Here is a 22,601-nt window from a genome sequence, read left to right as displayed (position 1 = left end):
AACCCGATGAACGATGAGCCATCGTCTATTGAGCCGACGCGTGTTGATACAGATCAAGACGGTCGGCATGAAAAATCCGCCTTTAAAACCATGCTCAACCGCATTTGGGGTCGCAACGGCGAGAGCGCGCGCGATGTGCTGGAAGATCTGATCGAAGATGCCGAAATCGGTGAGGAATCGCTCGGCGCTGATGAACGTCAGCTGCTGCTCAACATTTTGGAGCTGAAAGACCAAACCGTTGCCGATGTGATGGTGCCGCGCGCCGATATCATTGCCGCCAAGGTCGATGCCTCTCTGGCCGACCTGGTCGCGTTGATCACCGAAGAAGCGCACTCGCGCATGCCGCTGTACCGGGAAACCTTGGACGATGCGTTCGGCATTGTTCACGTCAAAGATGTTTTGGTGTGGCGGGGGCGCGATGCCGATTTCAGCGCCTCGACGATTGTGCGTCCGGTGCTGTTTGTGTCGCCGTCCATGCATGTTTTGGAACTGCTTTTGGAAATGCGGGTGAAGCGCGTTCACATGGCGTTGGTGGTTGACGAATTTGGTGGTGTTGACGGCCTGTTGACCATTGAAGATTTGGTCGAAGAAATCGTCGGTGAAATCGAAGACGAATTTGATGAAGACGAAAAGCCGTCGATGGAAAAACGTGCCGACGGCACCTGGATTGCCGGCGCGCGCACACCGCTGGAAGAAATGGAAGCCGCGTTGGGGGTGAAGGTCTTTAGTGAAGACGAGCAAGACGAAATCGACACCTTGGGCGGTTTGGTTTTTTCCATCGCCGGGCGGGTTCCGTCGCGGGGCGAACTGCTGACCCATGCCAGCGGCCTGGAATTCGAAGTGTTGGACGTTGATCCGCGTCGCATCAAAAAGTTACGGGTCCGCGTTCCGGACTCTTTGTCGGGCTTCGATCCTGAAAACCCCGACCTCATCACAGACACCTTAAAGTCCATGCCCGCTAAAATGAGCGGGGACTAAGCCTTGATCCAGGTGCGCACGGTTCTGGTTCGGGGGCTGTCCCGCGTGCACACATGGGTGCGCGGGTTGGGTCGTTGGCAAGCGCGCGCACTGGCGTTTGTGTTGGGCGCGCTGGCGGTATTGGCGATGCCGCCAACGTATCAAATTTATCTTTTGATCCCCGCCTTTAGCGGTTTCTTGTGGCTGATTGGGAATGCGTCCAGTCGGTGGCGGGCGTTTGTTCTGGGATGGTGGTTCGGCGCAGGCTTTTTTGGCGCCAGCCTGTATTGGGTGTCGTTCGCGCTGTTGGTCGAGGCCGATAAGTTCGCCTGGTTGATTCCGATTTCCATGTTCGGCTTTGCCTTTGGTCTGGGCCTGTTTGGGGCCGTGAATGCGTGGGTTGTGCAGGTGATCCCCGGCACATTCAGCGCCAAGGCGCTGGTTTTGGCCGGATCGTGGACGCTGTTGGAATGGGTCCGCAGTTGGATCTTTACAGGTCTGCCATGGAACCCGGTGGGCAGCGTCTGGGCGGTGTCCGCTGAGATGATGCAAGGGGCGGCGTATGTGGGCGTTTTTGGTCAAAGTTTGCTCACCGTGCTGGTGGCAGCCTCTTTTGCCGCGCTGATAGAGCCGGGACGCAGTGCCCGGCTGCTTACGGGCTTTTCACTGTTGGGCTTGGTGTTCATGTGGGGTGTGGGCGAACAGCGGTTGGCCCCCGGTTTGATCCCGGTAAGTACGGCCGTCGTGCCCGACGTGCGGTTGCGCCTGATCCAGCCCAACATTTCTCAGCGCGAAAAGTGGAAACCGGAACTGCGCGAACGCAATATGTTTGCCCAGATTGATTTGGCGACGGCCCCGCCCAAGAACGGCGGGCCGCCACCCACTCACATCATTTGGGCGGAAACCGCAGCCCCGTTTTTCATCGAAAATCAGGCCCAGTGGCGCAAGGTGGTGGCCTCAACCACGCCCCCCGGTGGCTTGACCATTTTGGGTGCGCCGCGCGCCGTGTCGGCCCAAGGAGAACCCTTTAAGGTTGCAAATTCACTATTGGCTTTTGACAGTGATGGCGCCCTCACCGCACATTATGACAAGTTCCACTTGGTGCCGTTCGGCGAATACGTGCCGTTTGCCGATTGGCTGCCCTTGGATAAAATCACCCAAGGACAAGGCGGTTTTACGCCGGGTGCCGGGCCTCGGACGCTGATGCTCAAGGGCTTGCCACCGGTGGCGCCGCTGATTTGTTATGAGGTTATTTTTCCCCATGCCATCACCGATCCACTGCAGCGACCCCAGTGGATTTTGAACCTGACCAATGATGCCTGGTACGGAAAGACCGCCGGGCCTCATCAACACTTCGTGAGTGCGCGCCTGCGTGCGGTTGAAGAAGGCCTGCCTCTGGTGCGGGTTGCGTTTACGGGAATTTCGGCCATTGTCGATGCCTACGGGCGGGTTCGGGAAAGCCTGCCTTTAAGTGAAAAAGGCTTTATCGACGGTGACTTACCCGTTGCTTTGGACCATCCGGGATTGTACGCGCAGTTGGGAAACGGACTGCCCGTGGGGCTGTCTATTGCAATGCTCTTGGGTGGAATTTTTGTGGGCCGCCGACGTCCTGCCCAAAAAAGAGTATAAATCACGCATTGCGTAACCAAAGATTGCATACCATATAATGAACAGGAGAGGGAAACGGTCCTTGACCAACACACGTGTCAGGGGTAAGACGAAGCTACCAAAAGCCAGACACTTTAGTGTTGTTATAATTTACCGCATACTCTCATAGACCAAAAGGATCCCCCCACAAATGGCTGCGAACTCATCCGCTTTAAAGCCAGAAGATAGGCCCCCCCTTGGCACACCGCGTCCCGTTGATGTTCATGTTGGGGCACGTCTCCGTCAACGCCGTACGCTGCTTGGCATGAGCCAGGAAAAGCTGGGCGAGGCTGTCGGTCTGACGTTTCAGCAAATTCAAAAGTACGAGCGCGGCGCAAACCGTATCGGTGCCAGTCGTCTGTACCAGTTGAGCAACGTGCTTGACGTTTCGGTCAGCTACTTTTTCGAGGAAATGCCCGGCGAAGTGCAAAAGACGCGCGGCGATTACGCCATGGCCAGCCGCGCCGAAGAAATTGAAGTCGTGCAAGCAGGTGACCCAATGGCGCGCCGCGAAACCTTGGAATTGGTGCGGGCCTACTACCGCATCGAAGATCCCAAAGTGCGCAAGCGGGTGTTTGAATTGACCAAGTCGATTGCCAACGCTGCCGGAGTTGACGGCGGGGCGGATCTTGATCTGGACGATTGATCAACAGCCTTAAAATATGTAACAAGTGCGGGCGTCGGGCTTGAAACCTCGGCGTTCGTGCTGTATTTGCATGTGTACCTAAGACAAGACGTGGACGGATTTGGACCGCTTGCCACCACGTAAAAAAAGGCTAAGTGGGTGTGGTATGGCACCGGGCTTCGGCTCATATTCAGCACACACCCCGGGTCCGTTGGACTTAACTTTTTGACGGGGAAAATGCCGTGTCTAAAAACGATTATCTCTTTACATCCGAATCCGTTTCCGAAGGTCACCCAGATAAGGTCTGTGATCGCATCTCCGACGGCGTGGTCGACGCTTTTTTGGCTGCCGACCCAGAAGCCCGCGTGGCTTGCGAAACACTCACCACCACCAACCGCATTGTGTTGGCCGGTGAAGTCCGTGGCCCGGCTCCCTTGGTGGATGCCAAAGGCAACGTCGACAAAGACCGTATCGAACAAATTGCTCGCGAATGCGTGAAAGACATCGGCTATGAGCAAGATGGCTTTCATTGGGAAACCGCCAGCGTCGAAATTCACTTGCATGCGCAATCTGCGGACATTGCCCAGGGCGTGGATGCCAGCGGCAACAAGGACGAAGGGGCCGGCGATCAAGGCATCATGTTTGGCTTTGCGTGTCGCGAAACCGAAGTTTTGATGCCCGCACCCATTTATTTCTCGCACGAAATTCTGCGCTCCATGGCGGATGCCCGTCATTCCGACGCGGATGCGGGGATCGGTCCCGATTCGAAAAGCCAGGTGACGCTGCAATATGTGAACGGCAAACCGGTTGGCGCGACCTCAGTCGTTGTGTCGACCCAGCACGCCGAAGGGTTGAGCCAAGAAGAAGTGGCCGCCATCGTGATGCCGCACATCAAGCATGTGTTGCCCGAAGGATGGATGCCGCCGCGCGAAGAAATCTACATCAACCCGACCGGCAAGTTCGTGATCGGCGGACCCGATGGCGATTGCGGCCTGACCGGGCGCAAAATCATCGTCGACACTTACGGCGGTGCGGCTCCGCATGGCGGCGGCGCGTTCTCGGGCAAAGATCCCACCAAGGTCGACCGCTCGGCGGCTTACGTTTCGCGTTATTTGGCGAAAAACGTGGTGGCGTCCGGGGTGGCCGACAAGTGCACCATCCAGCTGGCTTACGCCATCGGCGTGTCGCATCCGTTGTCGGTTTATGTCGATACCCATGGCACCGGAAGCGTGGATGAAGACAAGTTGTCGAAAATTCTTCAAGAATTGGTCGATTTGTCGCCGCGCGGCATTCGCACCCATTTAGGGCTCAACCGGGCGATTTATGCGCGCACCGCGGCGTATGGCCATTTTGGTCGTCAGCCGGACGGCGACGGCGGCTTCTCATGGGAAAAGACCGACATCGCGGACGCCATCAAAGGGGCGTTCTAAGAACGAACCGTTGATGACTTCCGACAGCCCTAACACAGATCCTGGATATCTGCGTTCCTACGGCCGGCGGCGTGGCAAAAAGCAACGTCCCGGCCGCGAACGTTTGATGGACGATCTGTTGCCGCGTCTTCAAGTGAAAAGCGGCACGCCGATACCCGATCAATTTCCGCCCGGCACAAAAGCGTTGTGGCTGGAAATCGGTTTTGGCGGCGGTGAACATCTGTCTCAGCAAGCCAAAGCCCATCCCGACATCGGCTTTATCGGCTGTGAACCGTTTTTGAACGGGGTCGGCAAGCTTTTGAGCCAGCTCGATAACGACGGTTCCGAAAACGTGCGCATCCACGCCGATGACGCGCGCGATATTTTTCCGGACTTTCCAGACGGTTCTCTGGCGCGGGTGTTTGTACTGTTTCCCGATCCGTGGCCCAAGACCAAGCATCACAAGCGGCGCTTGATCCAGACGCCGTTTTTGGACGATCTGGCGCGGATGCTTGAAGACGGCGGCGAATTTCGCCTGGCCTCTGATCATATGGGCTATGTGCGTTGGGCCTTGGCCCACGTCAGCCGCCACCCGGATTTTGAGTGGATGGCCGAAGGCCCCGAAGATTGGCGCGAACCGCCCGAAGACTGGATCGGTACCCGCTACGAACAAAAGCGTCTGGCGGGTGACACCATTGTGTATCTGCGCTTTCGCCGTAAGCCCCGAACCGGATAACGCAGGGGCTGAGGGGCCAGAGTACCGTGCAACAAGCTCTTGCGTTTCGCCTGTCTTGGGTGTAGAAACCCCTCACGTTAATCAAGTCTCGCTGTCTGGCAGGGATCAGACAATGGGGTGGGTCCCGAAAGGGCCCCGCCTTTTTTGTTACCTAAACGACAGCGTGAATGTTCGTTAAAACGTTAAGGCACTCGGCACTCATGGATCTGGCCCAACGCATTCAAAAGATGATCACGCCCACGATTAAAGATCAGGGTTATGAAATCGTGCGCGTGCAGATCACGGGGGCCAAGCATCCAAGGCTGCAAATCATGGCGGAACGCGCCGACGGCACCTGCATAGATGTCGAAGATTGCGCCACCATCAGCCGGTCCATATCGGCTGTTTTGGATGTGGAAGACCCGATCGAAGGGGAATTTACCTTAGAGGTCAGTTCTCCGGGCATCGATCGTCCGCTGACGCGTTTGCAAGACTATCAGACCTGGGCTGGGTTTGATGTGAAGATTGAATTGAAGACGGGCATTGATGGGCGCAAACGTTATTTAGGGCGCCTGTTGGGGCTTGATGAAGAGCAAAGAATTTTAATCGAGTGCGAAGAAGATGAACCACACACGCTCGCATTCGAAGACGTACAACGTGCGAAACTGATGCTGACCGACGAATTGATCGCGGCGGCCGCCACGGAGCAGACCAAATGAGCAACACCATTCAGACCACCGGCGTTCACGTGCGCCCCGAACTTTTGACCGTCGCCGATACGGTGGCCCGCGATAAAGGCATTCATCGCGACGAAGTTTTGGACGCTATGGAGCAAGCGATTCAACGTGCAGGTCGTTCAAAATACGGCCACGAGCACGACATTCGCGCCCACATTGACAGGAACACCGGTGAGATCACGCTGGCGCGCTACTTGGAAGTGGTGGCTGATGATGCGGAAATCGAAAACGATCATACCCAGCAGCCATTGGCGCGCGCGCTGCGCAAAAAGCCCGATGCCGTGGTTGGCGAATTTATCATCGATCCTTTGCCGCCTATCGATTTTGGCCGCATTGCCGCACAAACCGCCAAGCAAGTGATCGTGCAAAAAGTGCGTGAAGCCGAACGCAAGCGTCAATACGAAGAATACAAAGATCGCATCGGCGAAGTGGTCAACGGCATCGTCAAGCGCATCGAATTTGGCAATGTGGTGGTCGATTTGGGCCGCAGCGAAGCGTTGATGCGCCGCGATGAAACAATTCCGCGCGAACATTTCAACAATGGCGACCGGGTTCGTGCCTACATCATGGACGTGCGCGAAGAACAACGCGGTCCGCAGATTTTCCTGTCGCGCACCCATCCCGATTTCATGGTCAAATTGTTTGCCCAGGAAGTCCCGGAAATTTATGACGGCGTGATCGAAATCATGTCCGCCGCCCGCGATCCCGGATCGCGTGCGAAAATCGCCGTGAAAAGCAACGACAGCTCCATCGATCCGGTCGGTCCGTGTATCGGTATGCGCGGTTCGCGCGTGCAGGCCGTGGTGGGCGAATTGCAGGGTGAAAAAATCGACATCATCCAGTATTCCCCCGATCCCGCGACCTTCATCGTCAACGCTTTGGCCCCGGCAGAAGTGGTCAAGGTGGTGTTGGACGAAGAAAAGAACACCATCGAAGTGGTGGTGCCCGACGATCAGTTGAGCCTGGCCATCGGGCGGCGCGGCCAGAACGTGCGCTTGGCGTCCCAGCTTTCGGGTTGGAACATCGACATTCTGACCGAGGCCGAAGAATCTGAACGTCGTCAGCTTGAATTCCAAGCCCGCACCCAGTTGATCATCGAAGCGCTCGACGTGGACGATGTGATTGCCCACCTGTTGGTGACCGAAGGCTTCACGTCCATCGAAGAAGTGGCATTCGTGCCGGTGGAAGAATTGACCTCCATCGAAGGCTTTGACGAAGATGTGGCCGAAGAGCTGCGCATGCGCGCACGGGGCTACCTGGAACGTCGCGACGAAGAACTGAACGAAAAGCGCCGGGATTTGGGTGTTGCCGATGAGTTGTTCGAAATCGCAGGCGTAACGGCGGAAATTGCCGTGGCGCTCGGCGAAAAGGGTGTCAAAACCCGTGACGACTTGGCCGATTTGGCCGGTGACGAGCTGGTCGAAATGATGCCGCCGCTGGTGAAATTGAACGAAGAGCAAGCCAACGCGATCATCATGTTGGCGCGCGCGCACTGGTTTGAAGACGAAAATGCTGGTGAAGCCGCCAGCGAAGGTGAAGGCGAATAAGGCACCTGGCAGGGCGGAGGGTTCAAGAGTGAGCAAGGCTCTTGGTCCAGAGCGTCGCTGCCTCGTTTCGGGAGAGACAAAACCGTGCGCAGAAATGCTTCGTTTTGTCATCGGACCGGACGACGTTGTGGTGTTTGATGTTGCCGGAAAACTGCCGGGTCGGGGATTATGGTTGTCCGCGCGGCTGGATATGCTAAAAACGGCGGCAGCCAAAGGGTCTTTTGCCCGTGCGGCGAAGGCTCGGGCCAAAGTGACCGATACGTTGGTTGCCGATGTCGCCCGGTTGTTGCGGGCGCGCTGTTTGGACCGGATCGGTCTGGCGCGCCGCGCCGGTGACTTGGTGCAGGGCTATGACAATGTCCGCGCCAGCGTCAAAGGCAAAGGTACAGCCAAGGGCAACGCCCCTGGTGTTTTGATCGAAGCCGCCGATGGCGGTGAAGACGGACGTGAAAAAGTGATGCGCCTGGCCCCCGGTGTGGCGGTTGTGGCGTTGTTTACGGCCGAAGAAATAGGCCGGGCCATTGGCCGCGATAATGCCGTGCATGCGGTGATATCGCAGGGCAAAATGGCCAAAGCATTTTTGCAAGACGCCCGCCGCTTGGCAGGTGTTTTGGACCAACCGCTCGCAGGTAACGTGAACCTGGGCGGACCAGAAAATAAAGCCGACCAATTCGGGCTAAGCTCGAAAACGGAGTGACATGAGCGATACAAACGACAGCAAGACAAACGGCAGCGAAGCAGGCGAAACCGGAAAAAAACCGCTGACTCTTAAGCGGCCCGGCACGCTCGAGCTGAAAAAGACTGTTGACGCCGGGACGGTGAAGCAGAGTTTTTCGCATGGCCGCTCCAAAATGGTCGCGGTTGAGGTGAAGAAAAAACGCACCTACGCTCAGGACGCCAACGGCAAGATGGCGCAGGTTCGCGAACCGTCGCCCTTTGCCCCGATCGAGGCCCCTGCGGCGCCCGTTCAGCAGCCGGCTCATGTGACCCCGCCGACGCCGCCCGTTCAGCATGACGACAATCTGACCGACAGCGAACGCGAAGCCCGCGCCAAGGCGCTTGAAGGGTCCAAGATCCGCGCCATCGAAGAACAAAAGCGTGCTGCCGAAGAAGCCGAACGTCGCGCCATCGAAGAAGCTGAAAAAGCCAAACAAGCCGCGGCCGAAGCGGCCCAGGCGAAAGCCGAGGGAAGCCAGAGCGCTGAGCCCGTTGTTAACGAGGCTCCGGCGGCTGCGAGCGGCCCGGTGCGTGCGGCTCCTGCGCGCCCGGCACCGCGTTCCCAAGACGTTGATCCGGCCTCTTTGCCCGATCCGGAAAAAGCCAAAGAAGACGCCAAAAAAGCCAAAAAAGTCAAAAAGCCGAAAGGTGATGCCAAAGGCGACAACAAGGGCGAAGGTGCCGTTGTGCCGCCGTCGCGCAGCCGTGGCGATGAACGCCGTCGTGCGGGCAAGCTGACCATTTCATCGGCTTTGAGCGAAGGCGCGACCGAAGAACGTCAGCGGTCTTTGGCGTCGGTCAAACGCAAGCGTGAAAAAGAAAAACAGCGCCAGCAAATGGCGCGCGCGGAAAACAAGAAAATCGTCCGTGACGTGGTCGTTCCCGAAACCATCACCGTGCAAGAGCTGGCCAATCGTATGGCCGAGCGGGGCGTGGACGTGGTGCGTGAACTGATGAAGATGGGGGTCATGGCGACCGTCAATCAAATCATCGACGCCGACACTGCGGAACTGGTTGTGACGGAATTCGGTCATAACCTGCAACGCGTTTCCGACGCCGACGTTGAAACCGGCCTCGGCGGGATCGTTGATGAGGATGCGGACATGATCCGCCGTCCTCCGGTGGTCACCGTTATGGGTCACGTCGATCATGGTAAAACGTCCTTGCTTGATGCGCTGCGCACCACCGATGTGGCGGGCGGCGAAGCGGGCGGCATCACCCAGCACATCGGTGCCTATCAGGTGAGACTGGAAAGTGGCGCGAAGATCACCTTCGTCGATACGCCGGGTCACGCCGCGTTCACCGACATGCGTGCACGTGGCGCCAAAGTCACCGATATCGTTATTTTGGTGGTGGCAGCTGACGACAGCGTGATGCCACAAACCATTGAAGCCATTCACCACGCCAAGGCCGCAAACGTGCCGATCATCGTCGCCATCAACAAATGCGACAAGCCCGACGCCAACCCGGGCAAAGTGCGCCAACAGTTGTTGCAGCACGAAATCGTGGTGGAAGAAATGGGCGGCGAAGTGTTGGCCGTGGACGTTTCGGCGAAATCGCGCACCGGCTTGGACAAGCTGGAAGAAGCGATTTTGTTGCAGGCGGAAATCCTTGATCTTAAGGCCAACCCGAACCGTCCTGCCGAAGGCGTTATTGTTGAAGCCAAAGTTGAACAGGGCCGTGGCTCGGTTGCCACCGCGCTTATTCAACGCGGCACCTTGCGGCGCGGCGATATCTTTGTTGCAGGTTCCGAATGGGGCCGTGTGCGCGCCTTGATCGATGATCACGGCCAGCAAATCGAAGAAGCCGTGCCTGGGATGCCGGTGGAAATTCTCGGCCTCAACGGCACCCCTGACGCAGGCGATGAAGTGGTTGTGGTCGTCGACGAAGCGCGCGCCCGTGAAGTCACCGAATACCGCACCCGCAAAAAACGTGATCTGCGTTCTGCTGCGGGACGTCGCGGAACCTTGGAACAAATGTTCGAAAAGATCAAAGAAGGCGAAGCCCAAACCTTGCCGATCGTCGTCAAAGCCGACGTGCACGGGTCTTTGGAAGCCATTTCTGCGGCCTTGGAAAAAATGGGCACCGACGAAGTCAAAGCGCAAATTCTCCACGGTGCGGTCGGCGGCATCAACGAATCGGACGTCATTTTGGCCCGCGCATCGGGGGGCTTCATCATGGGCTTCAACGTGCGCGCCAATGCGCAGGCCCGTGATTTGGCCAAGCGCGATGGCGTCGATATTCGCTACTACTCGATCATCTATGACGCCATTGACGACATGCGCAACGCGTTGAGCGGTATGTTGGCGCCGACGTTGAAAGAACAATTCCTCGGCTACGCCCAAATTCGCGAAGTGTTTGCGGTGTCCAAGGTTGGCAAGGTTGCCGGCTGTATGGTCACCGACGGCATGGTCAAGCGCGGCTCCAAGGTTCGCTTGCTGCGCAACGATGTGGTTATTCATGAAGGCGAGTTGAGCCAGCTCAAACGCTTTAAGGATGATGCGAAGGAAGTGAAAGAAGGCACCGAATGCGGGATGTCTTTCGCCAACTACGATGACATCAAACAAGGCGATATCATTGAGTGCTTCGACGTGATCGAAGTGGCACGCAAGCTTGAAGAATAATTTAGACGTCGTGAGCTCCGCAACCGGTTCGGATGCGGAGCTCACAGCGTTTTCGCTGCGAACATGTGCTCAGGCATTCACCGCCAGAGCAATCGATAGGGCAATCGTCATGACCCGCCACGGCACCCATCATACGGCCAAAGGCCCCAGCCAGCGCCAGTTGCGCGTGGGCGAAGAAGTGCGCCATGCGTTGGCATGGATTTTGGAGCGCGGCGATTTGCGCGATCCGACCTTGGCGAGCACGCCGGTCACCGTCACCGAAGTGCGCACCAGTCCCGATTTGAAGCACGCCACCTGTTTTGTGACGCCGTTGGGCGGCGGTGATGGGGAAGCGGTGAAAGAAGTTCTCGACGCGCTCCGTCGGGCGTCAAAATTCTTGCGCCACGAAGTGGTGCGCAAGGTGAACTTGCGCTACGCCCCGATCTTGCATTTCGAACACGACCCGTCGTTTGATTTTGCCGGTCACATCGACGCGTTGCTGCACAGCCCAGAGGTCGCGCGCGATCTTCATCACGACGACGAGCTCGACGATGGGGCGAATGAAGAAGAGTAAGAGTTCGGCTCTGGATTGCTTCGTCGCGTTGCTCCTCGCAATGACGACGCAATCCATATAGCGATTTAATGCGATGTTTGTGACCTGCCGCCGACCGTGCGGCCCACGCATTTGGGGCAGAGATAAAATTCATGGCGCGTAAACGCAAAGGCCTGCCGGTTCACGGTTGGGTCGCTTTCGACAAACCCAAGGGCATGAGTTCCAGCCAGGCGGTGGGCAAGGTGCGGTTTTTGCTGAATGCGCAAAAGGCCGGCCACGGCGGCACCCTTGACCCGCTGGCAACCGGCGTGTTGCCCATTGCGCTGGGCGAAGCCACCAAAACCATGTCGTTTGTGATGGACGGTCAAAAAGCCTATCGCTGCTGGGTGCGGTTTGGCGAGGCCCGCACCACCTTGGATGCGGAAGGCCAAGTCACCGAAACCTCCGACGTGCGTCCGACGGCAGAAGAAATCGAAGCCGTGTTGCCCGAGTTCGAAGGCGATATTGAACAAGTTCCTCCCATTTTCTCGGCCCTCAAAATTGATGGCGAGCGCGCCTATAAACTGGCCCGAAAATTGGCCCACGCGCAAAATGGGGACGAACCCGCGCTGGAAATGAAGTCCCGCGCCGTGCACATCGACAAAATCACCTTGGTTGAGATGCCCGAGGCGGATCTGGCCGTGATCGATGTAAAATGTGGAAAAGGTACTTATATCAGGTCGTTAGCCCGCGATTTGGCGGCGCGCCTGGGGACTGTTGGCTATGTTGCCGATTTGCGTCGCACCCAAGCCGGTCCGTTCACCGAAAACCAAGTTATTTCGCTGGATTCCTTAGAGTCCATGGGGCATAGTGCGCGCCTCGAAGAAGCTGTGCTTCCGATTATGACCGCGCTGGACGACATCCCGGCGCTGGCCTTGACGGAAGCCGAGGCCGGAAACATGCGACACGGCATGCCCGCTCCGGCAATGGCGGTTCTCAGTCGATCACCCGATGTGAAGGTGGCGTTTGGACAAACCGTTGTTGTTATGGAGGGCACTGTGCCGCTGGCTCTGGCTAGGATCGAAGGCGGGGAAATCCGTCCGATCCGTGTCCTTAATCTTTAAATATAGGAGTACACGATGTCGATTACCGCAGAGCGCAAACAAGAGCTCATCAAAGAATACGCCATTAAGCCGGAAGATACCGGTTCTCCCGAAGTTCAAGTCGCTGTTCTCACCGAACGGATTTTGAACTTGACCGAACATCTCAAGATCCACAAAAAAGATCACCACTCGCGCCGCGGGTTGCTGATCATGGTTGGTCTGCGCCGTCGCCTTTTGGATTACACCAAACGGAAAGACCAAACGCGCTATCAGACCCTGATCAAGCGCCTCGGCCTGCGCCGTTAAGGTGCTTGCGGCCAGCTCTCCAAAGGAGCTGGCCGTTGGTCTTTTTGTTGACGCGCGGCATTTAACACTTCAGCCCGAATGAAAAGACCAAGACTTGGATGGCCAGGACCTGCAGGGTATGGACCCCAAAGGGTTATGGCCTGAATAGTCGCACCCGTTACCGGATGGCCGGGACGGGCAAGGCAGGAACCATTGGTAGGCAAAACAGCAATAGGCCTGCCTTATTCTTATGAAGGAAAGCTAAGTATGTTTAAAGAATTCAGGAAAGAACTCGAATGGGGTGGCCGCACGCTGGTGCTGGAAACCGGCAAGATCGCTCGTCAGGCCAGTGGTGCCGTGATGGTGACCTACGGCGAAACGAAAGTGTTGTGCACCGTGGTCGCGGAAAAGACCGAACGCCCCGGCATCGACTTCTTCCCCTTGTCCGTTCACTACCAAGAAAAAACCTATGCCGCCGGTCGCATTCCGGGTGGCTTCTTCAAGCGCGAAGGCCGTCCTTCGGAAAAAGAAACGTTGACCTCGCGCCTGATCGATCGCCCCATCCGTCCGTTGTTCGCCAAAGGCTTCAAAAATGAAGTTCAGGTCATCTGCACCGTGATGCAGCACGACATGGAAAACGATCCCGATATCGTGGCCATGGTCGGCACCTCGGCGGCGTTGTGCATTTCCGGTGCGCCCTTCATGGGTCCCATCGGTGGCGCACGCGTGGGCCGCATCAACGGCGAATACGTGCTCAATCCGATGCTGGACGTGTTGCCTGAATCCGATCTCGACCTGGTGGTCGCGGGCACCAAAGACGGCGTGTTGATGGTTGAATCCGAAGCTTCCGAGCTCAGCGAAGAAGTGATGTTGGGCGCGGTGGCTTTTGGTCACACAGGCTTCCAGCCGGTGATCGAAGCCATCATCGAATTGGCCGAACATTGTGCCAAAGAACCGATGGAAATCCCCGGTGCTCCCGAAGGCGTCGATGGCCTCAAAGCCAAAGTTAAAGAATTGGCCGAAGCTGGCTTGCGTTCTGCTTACACGATTTCCGATAAGCTCGAACGTCAAGGCGCTGTGGCCGCGGTCAAAGACACCGTTACCCAAACCGTCAGCGAATCTGGCGATTTTGCCAAAGAATTGCTCGAAACGACTTTGGGCGATGCCTTTAAGTCCGTGGAAAAAAGCATTGTGCGTTTGTCCATCCTGGAAACCGGCGTGCGCATCGATGGCCGCGACACCAAGACGGTGCGTCCCATCGTGACCGAAGTCGGCGTGTTGCCGCGTTCGCACGGTTCGGCGTTGTTCACCCGTGGCGAAACCCAATCCATTGGCGTTGCGACGCTGGGCACGGGTTCGGACGAGCAGATCATCGATTCCCTCGAAGGTTCGTATCGCACCAACTTCATGCTGCACTACAACTTCCCGCCCTACTCGGTCGGTGAAGCGGGGCGCTTTGGCGCAACGGGTCGTCGTGAAGTCGGCCATGGCAAGCTCGCTTGGCGTGCCATCCATCCGGTGTTGCCGTCCAAGGAAGATTTCCCCTACACCATCCGCGTGGTGTCTGAAATCACCGAATCCAACGGCTCTTCGTCGATGGCTTCCGTGTGCTCGGCCTCTTTGGCGCTGATGGATGCGGGCGTTCCGCTGCTGCGTCCGGTGGCGGGTATCGCCATGGGCTTGATCAAAGAAGAAACCGGCGTTGCGATTTTGTCGGACATCTTGGGTGATGAAGATCACCTGGGCGACATGGATTTCAAGGTTGCCGGTACGGAAAAGGGCATCACGTCCTTGCAGATGGACATCAAAATCACGTCCATCACGCCGAAAATCATGGAAGATGCTTTGGATCAAGCGAAGGCTGGGCGTATGCACATCCTTGGCGAAATGGGTCACACCATCGATCATGGCCGTGACAGCGTTGCCGCGACGGCACCGCGCATCGAAACCTTCAAGATCAACAAAGACAAAATCCGCGACGTTATCGGCGCGGGCGGCAAGGTTATTCGCGAAATTTGCGAAACCACCGGCGCTAAAATTGATCTCGACGACGACGGCACCGTGAAAGTTGCCGCTGTTGACGCCACCGCCATGCAAGCGGCCATCGATTGGGTCAAAGGCATTGTGGCAGAGCCGGAAGTCGGCGCGATCTATAACGGCAAAGTCGTGAAAATCATGGACTTTGGCGCGTTTGTGAACTTCATGGGTCCGCGCGATGGCCTGGTGCACATTTCCGAACTGGCCAACCGCCGGGTCGAAAAAGTCACCGACGTGCTGAGCGAAGGCCAGCAGATTAAGGTCAAGTTGATCGGAATCGACGATCGCGGCAAAGTGAAGCTGTCCATGAAAGTGGTCGATCAAGAAACTGGCCTCGAAATTGTGCCGGAACAAAAAGCCGATTGATCCGTAGAAAAGTGTGGGGCGGCTTCCTATGATAAAGGTGGCCGCCCCGTATTTTATGGACATAGCCGAAAAGTGACCACATTCTATTGTCATAGTTATGTATGCTCATACTGTGACCCCCCTTCAGAGGAAGGGGCCGATGACCCGGAGGTTCCGTGAAAACGCTCAATTCCTTTAAAATGTCGGGAAAAGAAGTCTTGCCCCTGGTTGAAGGCGGCAAAGGTGTTGCCGTGTCCAATGGAACAACGGCCGGGGCGTGGGCCAAGGCAGGTGGCATTGGCACATTTTCATGCGTGAACCCAGACAGTTATGCCGAAGACGGCACTTATATTCCTCAGGTTTATCATGGAAAAACCCGCTCTGAGCGGTTTGAAGAGCTGAAAACCTACGCCATTCAAGGCGGTATCGAACAAGCGAAGATTGCCCGCGACGTCTCCGGCGGTGCAGGCCGTATCCATATGAACGTGTTGTGGGAAGCCGGCGGCACCGTGCCGATTTTGCACGGCGTTTTGGAACAAGTGGGCGAATTGGTCCACGGCATCACGTGCGGTGCGGGGATGCCTTACAAAGTGGCTGAAATCGCTGCGCAATACGGCATTCATTATTATCCGATCGTTTCGTCCGGGCGTGCGTTCAATGCCTTGTGGCGGCGCTCTTACAAAGATTATGCAGAGCTGTTGGGCGGCGTGGTCTACGAAGACCCGTGGCTGGCTGGCGGCCATAATGGCCTGTCCAACGCCGAAAACCCCAATGAGCCGCAAGACCCGTATCAGCGCTGTGTCGATTTGCGCAAGGTGATGAACGGCTATGGCTTGAACCGCGTGCCCATCGTCATGGCGGGCGGGGTGTGGTTCCTGCGCGACTGGGAAAACTGGTTGGACAATGACGAGCTGGGCCCGGTGGCGTTCCAATTTGGCACCCGTCCGCTGTTGACCCAGGAAAGCCCGATCATGCAGGCGTGGAAAGATCGTCTTTTGACGCTTAAAGATGGCGATGTGTACCTAAATCAATTCAGTCCGACGGGCTTTTATTCGTCCGCCGTGCGAAATCCGTTCCTGCAAGATTTGGTGGAACGTTCCGAGCGCCAGATTGAATACCGGGCCAAGGCCGGCGAAGCGCCCTTTACGGCAGAATTGCCGTTGGGCCCGCGCCAGCGCATTCATTATGTGAAGCCTGAAGATCTGCCCCGCGCCCAAGCCTGGATTGCAGCGGGCCAGTCCGAAGCCATGAAAACGCCGGACGAGACCATGGTGTTTGTGACCCCGGAGAAATCTCAAGAAATATTGAAAAGCCAAGCGGAATGCATGTGTTGTTTGAGCCAGTGCCGGTTTTCCAATTGGGCTGACAACGCCGAAGGCACCACCGGCAAACGCGCCGACCCGCGCTCATTTTGCATTCAAAAAGCTCTGCAATTGGCGGCTCATGGCGGTGATCTGGACAAAAGTTTGATGTTTGCAGGTCACAATGCCTACAAATTTGCTCAGGATCCATTTTATGCGAACGGCTTTATTCCCACCGTTAAGCAGTTGGTGGATCGGATCGTCACGGGCGATTGATTGGTTCCGCAAATAACCATAAATTAATAATGGTTTTTTATTTTTGCGTGGTAAATCAATATATGCTTAAGTGAACTACAATGAGTATAATCTCAAGGTACCTGTTTAGAACTTTGAGAAAGTGGAGTGTGTTTGATCCGGGTCAAGGCCAGGGGGGGTCAGGATCAAGCATAATGCCGTCAGTCAGATGGGAGTTATCATGAGACCTTACGCACAAGTCCTCGAACAGCTTCGCTCCGCAGGTTTGCGGCCCACCCGCCAACGCTTGGCGTTAGCCAAGCTGTTGTTTGAAAATGGCGCACGCCACGTCACGGCTGAAATGCTTCACGCCGAAGCCCAAGATAGCGCCATTCGCGTTTCGCTTGCCACGGTTTACAACACCCTGCACCAGTTTACGGAAGCAAGTCTTTTGCGCGAAATCGTGGTTGACCCGACCCGGTCGTATTTCGACACCACAACCACCGAGCACGGCCATTTTTTCCATGAAGGTTCAGGCTATTTGGAAGACATTCCCGGTGGTCAGGTCCAGCTGTCACAGCTCCCCAACGTTCCCGAAGGCACAAAGATTGCCGGTATTGACGTTGTGATTCGCTTGGCTGCAGCTTAAAAACTATTTAATTTCAATGGATAGAGCGCCTTTTTAGAGGCGCTCTATCTTTTTGTTGACCCATTCACTCAAAGGGTTATAGTTCTGGGATGGACGCCATCATAATGGCGTGCCAATCTTATTATTTGCATTCATGCGTTCAGAGGAGGCCACTATGGGCTTAAAAGACAGCAAAACCGAAGAAAACCTGAAAGCGGCATTTGCCGGTGAATCCCAGGCAAATCGCCGTTATTTGTATTTTGCTCAAAAGGCTGACATTGAAGGTTACAACGATGTCGCAACGGTTTTCCGTTCCACCGCTGAAGGCGAAACCGGTCATGCACACGGCCACCTGGAATTTTTGGAAGAAACCGGCGATCCTGCAACCGGTCTGCCCATCGGCGCCACCGGCGAAAACCTGAAGGCTTCGATTGCTGGCGAAACCCACGAATACACCGACATGTATCCGGGTATGGCGAAAACCGCACGCGATGAAGGTTTTGACGAAATCGCCGATTGGTTTGAAACCTTGGCGAAAGCCGAAAAATCACACGCCGGACGCTTCCAAAAAGCGCTCGACAACCTGGATTAAGTTCTTCGGTTGAATGGTTCTGAGTGCGGGGGGCTTTGTTGCAAAGTCCCCCGCGCTGCGTTTAAGCTTGAGATCACATTTATTTTAGAGTTTTTGAGGTGGGGATATGAGCGAAGGCAGCATGGGTGCACCGACACGTCATACGATCAAATGGCGTGACGCGGATTTCGTCGATGAAACCAAATTGTTCACGGAACTCGAACGGGTGTTCGACCTGTGTCACGGGTGTCGGCGCTGTTTTAACCTTTGTGACAGTTTTCCCCGCTTGTTTGACCTGATCGACAATTCGCCCTCGGAAGAAATCGACGGGGTGGCCAAGGCCGATTACTGGAAGGTCGTGGATGCCTGCACCTTGTGCGATTTGTGCTTCATGACCAAATGTCCCTACGTCCCGCCCCATGAATGGGATTTGGATTTCCCGCACTTGATGCTGCGCGCCCGCGCGTATCAGTTTAAGCACGGCAAAGGCCACAAAAAGCAAGAGCAGCTTGGCGAAATGGACAAAAATGGTCCCCTGGGCGTCAAGCTTTCCGGTCTGGCGAACTGGGCAACCGAACGCTCCAACACCATGACGCGCACGGTGATGCAAGTCACCCACGGCGTTCACAAAGACGCCGCGCTGCCAACCTTTGCCAAGCAAACCTGCCGCACCCAAGCCAAAGCGCAAGTCCTTGAAATCAACACAACGGCCCCGGCCCATGGGGTGCGCAAAGCGGTGATTTATGCGTCGTGTTTCGGCGAATACAACGATCCGGCCATTGTTTTGGACACCCGCGCCGTGCTGGCGAAAAACGGCATTGATGCCGAAATCGTCTACCCCGAATGCTGTGGCATGCCGCAACTGGAACAGGGTGATTTGGCCCGGGTGGCGGGCAAGGCCCGCGCCATTGCCTTGTCGCTTAAGCCATATGTTACAGAAGGTTACGATATCGTTGTGCCGGTGGCCAGCTGCGCGTTGATGCTGAAATTCGAATGGCCGTTGATTGAGCCGGACGATGAAAACGTGAAAGCCTTGAGCCAGGCGACCTTCGACGTCACCGAATACGTGGTCGATTTGGCTGCCAAACAGGGCTTGGCCGATGGTCTTAAACCCTTGAAAGGTGGCGTGACAGCGCACATCGCGTGTCATGCGCGGGCGCAAAATATGGGCCGCAAGGCGCAAGAATTGCTGAAACTGATCCCGGAAATGGACATCACCGTCATTGAGCGGTGCTCCGGCCATGGCGGGTCTTGGGGCGTCACCAAAGAATTTTTTGAAGTCGGCATGAAAATCGGCGCGCCGGTGTTTCGTGATGCGGCCAAAGTCGATAACGCCTATGTGGTGTCCGAATGCCCCTTGGCCCGCGATCAAATCCTTCAAGGCTTGGAACGCAAAGACAAAACCATTGAAGGCCCCGGCAAGGCGTTGCGCCATCCGGTGCAACTTTTGGCCCGCGCCTATGGTCTGACGACGGAGGAATCTTAAGATGTCCCGTGAAGCCCACGAAATCACCCGCGACGATATCATGCCCATGGCCGACTACGAACCGGTGCGCAAAGAGCGCCGCAAAGCCGTAACGGTGCTGAAAAAAGATCGCCGTTTGCACATCGGTCCGGACGCCACCGCGTATTTTGAAAGCTACGACACCATGTGGCATCAAATCCATGAAATGCTGTTCATTGAAAAAGGCGGCGACGCTCAAATTGAAGACGAACTCAGAGCCTACAATCCGCTTGTTCCGAATGGCCGCGAGTTGATCTGCACGCTGATGTTCGAAATTGACGATGAAGTCCGTCGCGCCAAGTTTCTGGCCGGATTGGGCGGTGTTGAAAACACGGTCAGCTTGTCTGTGACGGACGCAGCGGGGGCGACCTTTAAGATCGACGCCGTCCCGGAAGCCGACGTGGACCGCACCACGGCAGAGGGCAAAGCGTCGTCCATCCAGTTCCTGCATTTTCCCTTCACCGATGCCCAGGCCGAAGCCTTCAAACAATCCGATGCCGTCGCCATCCTCGCCATCGGTCACGACGCTTACGGTCATATGGTCAAGCTGCCCAATCCCGTGCGCGCCGCCTTGGCGGCTGATTTGGACTGAGGGTTTTCGCGAGTCTTTATCGGCTGTTTACGGAATCTCTGCGCTAAAGATTCAGACACTCCAGTTGCGTCATCGTCATCGGCACCCTCAACGTAAAGCGTGAATAGCCTGTTCAAAAAGGCTGCTCGGGGCGTATTGGGGGTGTCCTGCTGGGTCAGTATCTTTGCCATCGGTTAGCCGCTATATCCGACCTCAGCTCGCGGCGGCACCCGTGCGCTCACAACAATGATTGCGGGATCGAAGCGATCTTTGACAAGGGCCTGAGGGAAAATTCTGGCCCAGATTTGGTGGCGGTGGTGGTCTCTAACCCATTGAAATTAGGGTTGTAACGAATTTATAAATATCCATGGTGCAGTTTGGAAAGTCTGTTGTCAAAACATAATGGCGGTGACGGGGTTGCTCGTCAGTTGCTTCCTGTACACGGCGAATATGCAAAAATTAACGGATTATTAACCATAAAATCTGCGGGTAACGGTTGGCTGGAAGCGGACTGTCTATTGCCGCTGCGTCGCGCGAGACTGGATCAAATGGGGATTGTGGCTAAAGAGTGAATCTATCAATATATTCAATATTTTATTGGTGATGCTTATGGACCGGAAAAAATCATAAGAAAATTTTATTCAAAGTCTTCGCCCTTCAAAATTCCCCAGAAATCTGCGCGATTGAGCCATCCCTCGAAGCCCTCGACATCGATGCGACAAAATTCGTTTCCGCTGGGGCACGCGATCAATTGACCGGACACGCCCACTTGCACGCTGGCGACCGGGTGCGACTTGGAATCGGCTTGGGTGTGAATGGTGCGGGTCCCGCCGGTGATGATGAAGCTGCGTTTGGATGACAACATGGTTTGGTGGACCCAACCCTGGCTGCCTTCCCAGTCGCTGACCTTGCGCCAGGTTTTGTACTCGGCGATGATTTCCAGCGGCAGACCCGATTTGCGATACACCCATTCGACCGGATATTGAACGCCCGGTCCGGTGCGCAAATTGACTTCCCCGGCCCGCAACGACACGAAGCGCGGCAGCGGTAAGCCAGACCCGGCCGTTTGCGCCTGGGCCTGAAAAGCAAAACCCATTCCGACAGCGGCGTTGAGTGCAAAGACGAGCAAAACGGATTTGGTACAGAAGAATTGAGTGCGGAAGCGAAACACGGGGTAAAGCCCTCCCATGGGCTGGTCGAGTAACGGCATGATATACCTCAACGGCTTACCACAAGCGCATGAAGAGCAGGTTAACGCGGGCTCATAAACGTGACGTTTGGGCAGGACGAAAACCTCATTTGTAAGGAGGAAACGCGTGTATCTATAAAAATATTCGGGCACCAGAAACGGACACGACAAAAAAAGCGTTATGGTTCTGGACAGTCTTTGACTTTGCTGGTACCCAAACAAGGACGTGCGCTTCTGGGAGGAGGCGCTTTATCCCCAGGTAGAGATGAAAGAGCCCTACATCAGGGCGGGCCAAAATGAAGAGCACCCAAAAGCCCAAAGTGGTCGTTACACGCAAGCTTCCCGATCCGGTCGAAACCCGCATGATGGAATTGTTCGACGTTCGCCTGAACTTGGACGATGTCCCCATGACGCAGGCCGAATTGGCCGACGCCGTGCGCACCTGTGACGTGCTTGTGCCGACCGTTACCGACAACATTGACGCAGGCGTCCTGGCTCAGGCTGGCGAACAGTTTCGTCTGGTGGCCAATTACGGTACAGGCGTCGATCACATCGATCTGGCAACCGCCCGCCAGCGCGGCATCATGGTCACGAACACCCCGGACGTTCTCACCGAAGACACCGCCGACATGACCATGTCGTTGTTGCTGGCGGTGCCCAGGCGTTTGGTCGAAGGGGAACGCGCGCTTCGCGATGGCCTGTGGACCGGATGGAAACCCACCTGGATGTTGGGTCATCGCATTCACGGCAAGCGTTTGGGCATTGTCGGCATGGGCCGCATTGGACGCGCGGTGGCCAAACGGGCCAAAGGCTTTGGCTTGTCGATCCACTATCACAACCGCAACCGTGTGCACGCCGACGTCGAACGGGAATTGGAGGCCACCTATTGGGAAAGCCTCGACCAGATGCTGGCGCGTATGGACATCATTTCGGTGAACTGCCCGCACACGCCCGCGACGTACCATTTGTTGTCGGCCCGGCGCTTGAAGCTGATGCAGCCGCATTCCTACATCGTCAACACCGCACGCGGTGAAATCATCGACGAAAATGCGCTGATCCGCATGTTGAAGGCAGGCGACATCGCGGGTGCGGGTTTGGACGTTTACGAAAATGAGCCCGCCATCAATCCGAAATTTCTCAGCCTCACCAATGTGACGCTGTTGCCGCACATGGGTTCGGCCACCTGCGAAGGTCGCATCGACATGGGCGAAAAAGTGCTGATCAACATCAAAACCTTCGCCGATGGGCACTCCCCACCTGATCGGGTTTTGGCGGATATCTAATTTATTTGCAGAAAAAAATGAGCGGCGCGCAAATGAAAATTTGCGCGCCGCTTTTTTGATT

The 22,601-nt window shown here is 56.2% G+C and carries 21 protein-coding genes; 20 read left to right on the top strand and 1 reads right to left on the bottom strand.

Features of this window, described 5'->3' with window-relative positions; all coding sequences use genetic code 11:
• Positions 1-6: 6 nt before the first annotated feature.
• From BEN30_RS15885 to BEN30_RS18435, 19 genes are all read left to right on the top strand, one after another.
• Positions 7-978: a hemolysin family protein gene (locus BEN30_RS15885; RefSeq protein WP_245649073.1), complete on the top strand. Its 972-nt coding sequence runs from the start codon at positions 7-9 to the stop codon at positions 976-978.
• A gap of 12 nt (positions 979-990) precedes the next feature.
• Entirely contained in the window at positions 991-2,586 is a 1,596-nt protein-coding gene (lnt, locus tag BEN30_RS15880) for an apolipoprotein N-acyltransferase (RefSeq protein WP_084005640.1), read from the top strand.
• A 169-nt stretch (positions 2,587-2,755) separates the two neighbouring features.
• Positions 2,756-3,250 (top strand): helix-turn-helix domain-containing protein, encoded by a 495-nt coding sequence (locus BEN30_RS15875; RefSeq protein WP_069959302.1) that lies wholly within the window; start codon positions 2,756-2,758, stop codon positions 3,248-3,250.
• A gap of 221 nt (positions 3,251-3,471) precedes the next feature.
• Positions 3,472-4,659: a methionine adenosyltransferase gene (metK, locus tag BEN30_RS15870; protein ID WP_069959301.1), complete on the top strand. Its 1,188-nt coding sequence runs from the start codon at positions 3,472-3,474 to the stop codon at positions 4,657-4,659.
• A 13-nt stretch (positions 4,660-4,672) separates the two neighbouring features.
• Positions 4,673-5,374 carry a tRNA (guanosine(46)-N7)-methyltransferase TrmB gene (gene trmB / locus BEN30_RS15865; protein WP_069959300.1) on the top strand — a complete coding sequence of 234 codons (702 nt, stop codon included), beginning with the start codon at positions 4,673-4,675 and terminating at the stop codon, positions 5,372-5,374.
• Positions 5,375-5,574: 200 nt separating this feature from the next.
• Entirely contained in the window at positions 5,575-6,072 is a 498-nt protein-coding gene (gene rimP, locus BEN30_RS15860) for a ribosome maturation factor RimP (RefSeq protein WP_069959299.1), read from the top strand.
• Entirely contained in the window at positions 6,069-7,637 is a 1,569-nt protein-coding gene (gene nusA, locus BEN30_RS15855; RefSeq protein WP_069959298.1) for a transcription termination factor NusA, read from the top strand. Before rimP ends, nusA begins: the two co-directional genes overlap by 4 nt.
• Positions 7,638-7,665: 28 nt before the next feature.
• Positions 7,666-8,334, top strand: coding sequence for an RNA-binding protein (locus tag BEN30_RS15850; protein ID WP_170827095.1), 669 nt, complete (start codon positions 7,666-7,668; stop codon positions 8,332-8,334).
• 1 nt (position 8,335) lies between these two features.
• Complete coding sequence (infB, locus tag BEN30_RS15845) at positions 8,336-10,978, top strand: translation initiation factor IF-2 (RefSeq protein WP_069959296.1); 2,643 nt, start codon at positions 8,336-8,338, stop codon at positions 10,976-10,978.
• A gap of 109 nt (positions 10,979-11,087) precedes the next feature.
• Complete coding sequence (rbfA, locus tag BEN30_RS15840) at positions 11,088-11,531, top strand: 30S ribosome-binding factor RbfA (RefSeq protein WP_069959295.1); 444 nt, start codon at positions 11,088-11,090, stop codon at positions 11,529-11,531.
• Positions 11,532-11,662: 131 nt separating this feature from the next.
• Positions 11,663-12,613 carry a tRNA pseudouridine(55) synthase TruB gene (truB, locus tag BEN30_RS15835; protein WP_069959294.1) on the top strand — a complete coding sequence of 317 codons (951 nt, stop codon included), beginning with the start codon at positions 11,663-11,665 and terminating at the stop codon, positions 12,611-12,613.
• 15 nt (positions 12,614-12,628) lie between these two features.
• On the top strand, positions 12,629-12,898 hold the full coding sequence (rpsO, locus tag BEN30_RS15830; protein WP_069959293.1) for a 30S ribosomal protein S15: 270 nt from the start codon (positions 12,629-12,631) through the stop codon (positions 12,896-12,898).
• 246 nt (positions 12,899-13,144) lie between these two features.
• Positions 13,145-15,280 (top strand): polyribonucleotide nucleotidyltransferase, encoded by a 2,136-nt coding sequence (gene pnp, locus BEN30_RS15825; RefSeq protein ID WP_069959292.1) that lies wholly within the window; start codon positions 13,145-13,147, stop codon positions 15,278-15,280.
• Between the two features lie 155 nt (positions 15,281-15,435).
• Positions 15,436-16,836, top strand: coding sequence for an NAD(P)H-dependent flavin oxidoreductase (locus BEN30_RS15820; protein ID WP_407655977.1), 1,401 nt, complete (start codon positions 15,436-15,438; stop codon positions 16,834-16,836).
• A gap of 199 nt (positions 16,837-17,035) precedes the next feature.
• Positions 17,036-17,443 (top strand): iron response transcriptional regulator IrrA, encoded by a 408-nt coding sequence (irrA, locus tag BEN30_RS15815; RefSeq protein ID WP_069959291.1) that lies wholly within the window; start codon positions 17,036-17,038, stop codon positions 17,441-17,443.
• Positions 17,444-17,597: 154 nt separating this feature from the next.
• Entirely contained in the window at positions 17,598-18,014 is a 417-nt protein-coding gene (locus BEN30_RS15810; protein ID WP_069959290.1) for a rubrerythrin family protein, read from the top strand.
• A gap of 106 nt (positions 18,015-18,120) precedes the next feature.
• On the top strand, positions 18,121-19,479 hold the full coding sequence (locus BEN30_RS15805; protein WP_069959289.1) for a (Fe-S)-binding protein: 1,359 nt from the start codon (positions 18,121-18,123) through the stop codon (positions 19,477-19,479).
• 1 nt (position 19,480) lies between these two features.
• Positions 19,481-20,089: a DUF3501 family protein gene (locus BEN30_RS15800; RefSeq protein ID WP_069959288.1), complete on the top strand. Its 609-nt coding sequence runs from the start codon at positions 19,481-19,483 to the stop codon at positions 20,087-20,089.
• 368 nt (positions 20,090-20,457) lie between these two features.
• Positions 20,458-20,640, top strand: a complete 183-nt coding sequence (locus BEN30_RS18435; protein WP_139135083.1) for a hypothetical protein — start codon at positions 20,458-20,460, stop codon at positions 20,638-20,640.
• A gap of 65 nt (positions 20,641-20,705) precedes the next feature.
• Here the strand turns inward: BEN30_RS18435 and BEN30_RS15795 are convergent, their stop codons facing one another.
• Complete coding sequence (locus BEN30_RS15795; RefSeq protein ID WP_084005638.1) at positions 20,706-21,278, bottom strand: SH3 domain-containing protein; 573 nt, start codon at positions 21,276-21,278, stop codon at positions 20,706-20,708.
• Positions 21,279-21,553: 275 nt separating this feature from the next.
• Here BEN30_RS15795 and BEN30_RS15790 point away from each other — a divergent pair, with 275 nt between their 5' ends.
• Positions 21,554-22,540, top strand: a complete 987-nt coding sequence (locus tag BEN30_RS15790; protein ID WP_069959287.1) for a 2-hydroxyacid dehydrogenase — start codon at positions 21,554-21,556, stop codon at positions 22,538-22,540.
• The last annotated feature ends 61 nt before the right edge of the window (positions 22,541-22,601 follow it).

The sequence above is a fragment of the Magnetovibrio blakemorei genome, assembly GCF_001746755.1.
GTDB lineage: Bacteria > Pseudomonadota > Alphaproteobacteria > Rhodospirillales > Magnetovibrionaceae > Magnetovibrio > Magnetovibrio blakemorei.
Note: the sequence above shows the minus strand (reverse complement) of the source record. Positions and strands in the feature narration are given on the sequence as shown.

What these genes read in the sequence shown, in the direction of transcription:
- BEN30_RS15885 (WP_245649073.1), top strand. Translation starts at nt 7, where the DNA reads ATGAACGATGAGCCATCGTCTATTGAGCCGACGCGTGTTGATACAGAT.
- BEN30_RS15875 (WP_069959302.1), top strand. Translation starts at nt 2,756, where the DNA reads ATGGCTGCGAACTCATCCGCTTTAAAGCCAGAAGATAGGCCCCCCCTT.
- trmB (WP_069959300.1), top strand. Translation starts at nt 4,673, where the DNA reads ATGACTTCCGACAGCCCTAACACAGATCCTGGATATCTGCGTTCCTAC.
- rimP (WP_069959299.1), top strand. Translation starts at nt 5,575, where the DNA reads ATGGATCTGGCCCAACGCATTCAAAAGATGATCACGCCCACGATTAAA.
- nusA (WP_069959298.1), top strand. Translation starts at nt 6,069, where the DNA reads ATGAGCAACACCATTCAGACCACCGGCGTTCACGTGCGCCCCGAACTT.
- infB (WP_069959296.1), top strand. Translation starts at nt 8,336, where the DNA reads ATGAGCGATACAAACGACAGCAAGACAAACGGCAGCGAAGCAGGCGAA.
- rbfA (WP_069959295.1), top strand. Translation starts at nt 11,088, where the DNA reads ATGACCCGCCACGGCACCCATCATACGGCCAAAGGCCCCAGCCAGCGC.
- truB (WP_069959294.1), top strand. Translation starts at nt 11,663, where the DNA reads ATGGCGCGTAAACGCAAAGGCCTGCCGGTTCACGGTTGGGTCGCTTTC.
- rpsO (WP_069959293.1), top strand. Translation starts at nt 12,629, where the DNA reads ATGTCGATTACCGCAGAGCGCAAACAAGAGCTCATCAAAGAATACGCC.
- pnp (WP_069959292.1), top strand. Translation starts at nt 13,145, where the DNA reads ATGTTTAAAGAATTCAGGAAAGAACTCGAATGGGGTGGCCGCACGCTG.
- irrA (WP_069959291.1), top strand. Translation starts at nt 17,036, where the DNA reads ATGAGACCTTACGCACAAGTCCTCGAACAGCTTCGCTCCGCAGGTTTG.
- BEN30_RS15810 (WP_069959290.1), top strand. Translation starts at nt 17,598, where the DNA reads ATGGGCTTAAAAGACAGCAAAACCGAAGAAAACCTGAAAGCGGCATTT.
- BEN30_RS15805 (WP_069959289.1), top strand. Translation starts at nt 18,121, where the DNA reads ATGAGCGAAGGCAGCATGGGTGCACCGACACGTCATACGATCAAATGG.
- BEN30_RS15800 (WP_069959288.1), top strand. Translation starts at nt 19,481, where the DNA reads ATGTCCCGTGAAGCCCACGAAATCACCCGCGACGATATCATGCCCATG.
- BEN30_RS15795 (WP_084005638.1), bottom strand. Translation starts at nt 21,278, where the DNA reads ATGCCGTTACTCGACCAGCCCATGGGAGGGCTTTACCCCGTGTTTCGC.
- BEN30_RS15790 (WP_069959287.1), top strand. Translation starts at nt 21,554, where the DNA reads ATGAAGAGCACCCAAAAGCCCAAAGTGGTCGTTACACGCAAGCTTCCC.